Source organism: Acidovorax sp. (assembly GCF_047607405.1).
In the GTDB taxonomy this organism is placed as follows: domain Bacteria; phylum Pseudomonadota; class Gammaproteobacteria; order Burkholderiales; family Burkholderiaceae_C; genus Acidovorax.
Window position 1 is genome coordinate 1 of record NZ_JASGDA010000117.1, and the last position, 5,039, is coordinate 5,039.

The 5,039-nt window shown below is 73.5% G+C and carries 7 protein-coding genes and 1 pseudogene; 7 read left to right on the top strand and 1 reads right to left on the bottom strand.

Annotated features, from left to right (window positions below):
• Positions 1-174, bottom strand: a pseudogene (locus QM569_RS14160) (type II secretion system protein N); the annotation flags it as partial.
• Positions 175-224: 50 nt separating this feature from the next.
• Here QM569_RS14160 and gspG point away from each other — a divergent pair.
• From gspG to gspM, 7 genes are all read left to right on the top strand, one after another.
• Positions 225-668, top strand: a complete 444-nt coding sequence (gene gspG, locus QM569_RS14165) for a type II secretion system major pseudopilin GspG (RefSeq protein ID WP_414987876.1) — start codon at positions 225-227, stop codon at positions 666-668.
• Between the two features lie 125 nt (positions 669-793).
• A complete protein-coding gene (locus QM569_RS14170) occupies positions 794-1,225 on the top strand; it encodes a prepilin-type N-terminal cleavage/methylation domain-containing protein (protein WP_414987877.1) in 432 nt (143 codons plus the stop codon).
• Entirely contained in the window at positions 1,222-1,578 is a 357-nt protein-coding gene (gene gspI / locus QM569_RS14175; RefSeq protein WP_414987878.1) for a type II secretion system minor pseudopilin GspI, read from the top strand. Before QM569_RS14170 ends, gspI begins: the two co-directional genes overlap by 4 nt.
• Before the next feature lie 56 nt (positions 1,579-1,634).
• Positions 1,635-2,435: a type II secretion system protein J gene (locus tag QM569_RS14180; protein WP_414987879.1), complete on the top strand. Its 801-nt coding sequence runs from the start codon at positions 1,635-1,637 to the stop codon at positions 2,433-2,435.
• 137 nt (positions 2,436-2,572) lie between these two features.
• Positions 2,573-3,466 carry a type II secretion system minor pseudopilin GspK gene (gene gspK, locus QM569_RS14185; protein ID WP_414987880.1) on the top strand — a complete coding sequence of 298 codons (894 nt, stop codon included), beginning with the start codon at positions 2,573-2,575 and terminating at the stop codon, positions 3,464-3,466.
• A 21-nt stretch (positions 3,467-3,487) separates the two neighbouring features.
• The gene (gspL, locus tag QM569_RS14190) at positions 3,488-4,744 is read left to right on the top strand and encodes a type II secretion system protein GspL (protein ID WP_414987881.1); all 1,257 of its coding nucleotides are present in this window, start codon (positions 3,488-3,490) and stop codon (positions 4,742-4,744) included.
• Positions 4,741-5,039, top strand: a 299-nt coding sequence (gene gspM / locus QM569_RS14195; protein WP_414987882.1) for a type II secretion system protein GspM, incomplete at its 3' end; no start/stop codon positions are given. The genes gspL and gspM, both read left to right, overlap by 4 nt.

The window sequence follows — 5,039 nt, forward strand, 5'->3', positions numbered from 1 at the left end:
CTGCGCGTCGGGCGCGATGGGCGCGGGGGCCACGGGCGGCACGCCCAGGCCCGCGCGTGGCGCGGACAGGCGCAGCCCCCAGAAGACCACGCTGGCCGCCGCCAGGGCCCACAGGGCCAAGGTACCCAGGCGCACGCCCCAGGGGCTGTGCGAATTGCTGCGCGGGATCGTCATCATGCGGGGATTATCATTCACGCGATCCGTTCGACCCCCCTGGAAACGCCGTGAATACATCCCTCATCCGCCACGCCCGCCGCAGCCTTGCCCGGGGCTTCACCCTCATCGAGCTGATGGTGGTGCTGGTCATCATCGGCGTGCTGGCCGCGCTCATCGTGCCCAACGTGCTCGACCGCGCCGACGACGCCCGCGTGACGGCGGCGCGCACCGACATCACCAACATCATGCAGGCGCTCAAGCTCTACCGGCTGGACAACCAGCGCTACCCCACGGCCGAGCAGGGCCTGCAGGCGCTCATCATGAAGCCCACGTCCGGCCCCGTGCCGGGCAACTGGAAGCTGTACCTGGAGAAGCTGCCCAACGACCCCTGGGGCCGCCCCTACCAGTACCTGAACCCCGGCGTGAAGGCCGAAGTGGACGTGATGAGCTTCGGTGCGGACGGCCAGTCCGGCGGCGAGGGCAAGGACGCCGACATCGGCAGTTGGCAGTAAATGTGACCCCCACGGTCGCGCACTGCGTGTCGCTCCCTGCCCCCCAAGGGGGCCGCGTTTCCCTGTCGGGGCTGACCGCCAAGCGGTTCAGAGCGCCTTGGGGCGGCCCGGCGGCGAAACACCCTGTGTACCGCACTCGCGGGTTCACCCTTCTCGAACTGCTGGTCGTCATCAGCATCATCGCCCTGGCGACCGTGGGCGTCGGCTTGGCGATGCGCGACAGCAGCCAGACGCAACTGGAACGCGAGGCCGCCCGCCTGGCCGCACTGCTCGAATCCGCCCGCGCCCAATCCCGCGCCACAGGCGTGCCCGTGCGCTGGCGGGCGACCGCGCAGGGCTTCCGCTTCGAGGGCCTGCCGCCCGGCGCCACCGCCGCCCTGCCCACGCAGTGGCTGGACGCAGGCACGGTCGTGCGCGGCGATGCCGTGCTGACGCTGGGGCCGGAGCCGCTGATCGGCCCGCAGCAGGTGCTGATCACCCACCAGGCCCAGCCGGAGCGCACGCTGCGCGTCGCCACCGACGGCGTGCGCCCCTTCACCGTCGAGCCCCTGCAATGACGCAGCAAAAGGGCTTCACCCTGGTCGAGGTGCTGGTGGCCCTCGCCATCGTCGCCATCGCGCTCATGGCGGGGCTGCAGGCCACCACGGCGCTCACGCGCAACGCGCTGCGGCAGTCCGACATCGTGCTGGCCCAGCTGTGCGCCGAGAACGAACTGGTCCGCGCCCGCCTGTCGCGCCAGATGCCCAGCGTGGGCGACAGCACGCAGGTCTGCGAGCAGGCGGGGCGGCAGTTCACACTGCTCACCATCGTGCGGGCCACGCCCAACCCGAGCTTCCGGCGCATCGACGCGCAGGTGCTGGACGGCGAGAACTCCATCCTGCGCATCTCCACCATCATTGGCCGGTACTGATGGAACACCCCCCTGAGTCGCTTCGCGCCTTCCCCCCGCTCTCGCATTGCTACGCAATGCGGGCAGGGGGACGCCGCCAGCGCGGCGGGGCGGCCCTTGCGCGGCGTCTGCTGGCCTGGGCAGCGCCTGTTGCATGCGCCGCGCGTCGGTTTTTACCCCCTCTCCCGCGTGCGGGAGAGGGTTGGGGTGAGGGGCGCCGCAAAAGCCGCCAGCGCGGCTTCACCCTCATCGAACTGCTGGTCGCCATCGGCGTGATGGCGCTGATCGCCCTGCTGAGCTGGCGCGGGCTGGACGGCATGGCGCGGGCGCAGGAGACCACGCGCCAGCGCGCCGACGAAATGCTGGTGCTGCAGGCCGCGCTGGCCCAATGGGGCGCCGACCTGGACGCGCTGATGCCCATCACCCACACCACGCCGCTGGACTGGGACGGCCAGGTGCTGCGCCTGACACGCCGCACCAGCGCCGTACCCGACGACGGCGCCCTGGTGGTGGCCTGGACGCGCCGCGGCCTGCAGGGCGCGGGGCAGTGGGTGCGCTGGCAGTCGCCCCCCGTGCGCACACTCGCCGAATGGCAGCAAGCCTGGCAGCGCGCCGCACAGTGGGCGCAGAACCCCGGCGACGCCGAGCGCCGCCACGAGACGGCCCTGCTGCCGCTGACCGAGTGGCAAATCTTTTATTACCGGGGCGGCGCGTGGTCCAACCCGCTGTCGAGCACCGGCACGACCACGCAAACCGGCACAACGGCCACCGTCCCCGACGGCGTGCGCCTGCAAATCACCCTGCCGCCCGGGCAGGCGCTGGCGGGCAAGCTGACCCGCGATTGGGTCAACCCCCTATTGGGCGGGGGCCGGTCATGACACACCCTTGCCCACACCCCTATGGAACCGGCGCTGCCCAGGCCAGCGGACGCCGTGGAACTGGCTTTGCCAGGCCACTGGCGTCGTCCCCCTTGAGGGGGAAGGCGCGCAGCGCCTCAGGGGGTGCCGCATTACTCATGGCGATGCTGACCGTGACGCTCGTCGCCACCTTCGCCGCCGCCGCCATGTGGCAGCAGTGGCGCGCGGTGGAGGTCGAGACGGCCGAGCGCGGGCGCGTGCAGTCGGCCTGGATCCTCGTCGGCGCGCTGGACTTCTCGCGCCTGATCCTGCGCGAGGACGCGCGCGCCAGCAGCCAGGCGGACCACCTGGCCGAACCCTGGGCCGTGCCGCTGCAGGAGTCGCGCCTGACCACCTTCCTGGCGGCCGAAAGCAACGTGGGCCAGGTGCAGGACGCCAGCACCGACACGACCGAGGCTTTCCTCTCCGGCCAGATCGCCGACCTGCAGGCGCGCCTGAACCTCACCAACGTCGCCATGGGCGATGACAAGGGGCTGGAGCAGCTCACCCGCCTGTTCGCGCAACTGGGCCTGCCGCAGCAGGAGCTGGCCCTGCTGGCGCAGGGCCTGAAGCTGGCCCAGGCCGGCAAGGACGGCGCCCCGCTGCTGCCCCCCAGCGTCAGCCAGCTGGGCTGGCTGGGCCTGTCGCCCGCCACCGTGGCCGTGCTGGCGCCGTACGTCACCCTCCTGCCCGCCCAAACGCAGATCAACGCCAACACGGCCCCGGCAGCGGTACTGCTGGCCGCCATCGAGGGCCTGGACCTGGCGGGCGCGCAGAAGATCGTGCAGGCGCGCGAATCGCGGTACTTCCGCTCGGCCAGCGAGGTGCAGGCGCTGCTGGGCGGCAGCATCGACTGCGCCTGCACTGTGAAGTCCAGCTACTTCGAGGTGCGGGGCCGCCTGCGCATCGGCGACGCCGTGGTGGACGAGCGCTCGCTGGTGCGGCGCGCGGGCCAGGAAGTCACCACCCTGTGGCGCGAACGGGGCGCATTTGACAGGGAGCCCACCCCCTAAAATGCCCCGCAAAACCCGTTCATGAGCACCCTCGTCCTTTTCCTGCCGCCGGGCCGCCCGGAGCCCACCGCCGAATACAGCTACACGCTGACGGCAGACGGCCACACCGCCCTGCGGCACGCCTTCGCCCCGGCGGCGCTGCTGCCCGAGCCCGCGCGCCCCGGCGGCGAAGTGGTGGCCGTGGTGCCCGCGCGCGCCCTGTCCTGGCAGCGCGTGCAGCTGCCGCCCGGCCTGCGGCTGGGTGTCGGCCAGCAGACGCCGCGCCTGCGCTCGGTGCTCGACGGCCTGCTGGAAGACCGCGTGCTGGACGACGCGGCGCAACTGCACTTCGCGCTGCAGCCCGGCGCGCAGGCGGGTGCGCCGACCTGGGTGGCCGTGTGCGACCGCGCCTGGCTGCGCGAACACCTGCAGGCGCTGGAGGCGGCAGGCCGCCGCGTGGCGCGCGTGGTGCCCGAATTCGCGCCCGGCCCCACGGCCAGCGGGCACCCCGAACTCTGCGCCCTGGGCACGCCCGAGGACGCCTGCGTGGTCCTCACCGGCCACGGCGCCGACCTGGGTGTGGCCGTGCTGCCGCTGTCGCCCATGGCGCTGGCCCTGGCCCGCACCGAGGCCGACGGCGACGACGCCCTGCCCGTGCGCGCCGAGCCCGCCGTGGCCGCGCTGGCAGAGCGCACCCTGGGCCAGCGCGTGGAGCTGTACACCGCCAGCCAGCGCGCGCTGGACGCCGCGCGCGGCGACTGGGACCTGGCGCAGTTCGACCTGGCGAGCACGGGCCGCACCCGCGCGCTGCGCAGACTGGGCAGCCTGGCCAATGCCCTGCTCCATGCCCCGCAGTGGCGCGCCGCGCGCTGGGGTGCCGGGCTGCTGGCGGCGGCGCACCTGGTGGGCATCAACGCCTGGGCCTGGCAGGAGCGCCAGGCGCTGGCCGCCAAGCAGGCCGCCGTGCGCTCGGCACTCACGCAGACCTTCCCCAAGGTGCAAGTCGTCGTGGATGCCCCCGTGCAGATGGAGCGCGAACTGGCGCAGCTGCGGCAGGCGGCGGGGGCGGTATCGGCCCGCGACCTGGAGCCGCTGCTGGCCGCCGCAGGCAGCGCCCTGCCCCCGGGCCGCGTGCCCACGGGCATTGAATATTCCCCTGGCGATCTGCGCCTGCGCGGCATCACGCTGGGGCCGGACGAACACACCGAACTGGCCGCCCGGCTGCAGGCCGCGGGCTACCGCGCCCGCGTGGACGATGGCAGCCTGCTGCTGCGCGCCGACGAAGGCGGCACGCCATGACGACACCCCATAACGCCGCCCTGCGCGCCCGCTGGCAGGCCCTGGCCCCGCGCGAGCAAGCACTGGTGCTGTCCGCCGCCGCGCTCGTCGCCTTGGCGCTGCTGTGGTGGCTGGCCGTGGCCCCGGCCCTGGCCACGCTGCGCGCCGCCCCGGCCCGCCACGCCGCGCTGGACGCCGAGTTGCAGCGCATGCAAACCCTGCAGGCCGAGGCCCGCCAGCTGCAGGCCGCCCCCCGCGCCGCGCGCGGCGATGCCGTGGGCGCGCTGCGCACCGCCCTGTCGCAGCGGCTGGGCGC

Excerpts from the sequence above, each read along its gene's own strand:
- gspI (WP_414987878.1), top strand. The coding sequence starts at position 1,222 with ATGACGCAGCAAAAGGGCTTCACCCTGGTCGAGGTGCTGGTGGCCCTC.
- QM569_RS14180 (WP_414987879.1), top strand. The coding sequence starts at position 1,635 with ATGCGGGCAGGGGGACGCCGCCAGCGCGGCGGGGCGGCCCTTGCGCGG.
- gspK (WP_414987880.1), top strand. The coding sequence starts at position 2,573 with ATGGCGATGCTGACCGTGACGCTCGTCGCCACCTTCGCCGCCGCCGCC.
- gspL (WP_414987881.1), top strand. The coding sequence starts at position 3,488 with ATGAGCACCCTCGTCCTTTTCCTGCCGCCGGGCCGCCCGGAGCCCACC.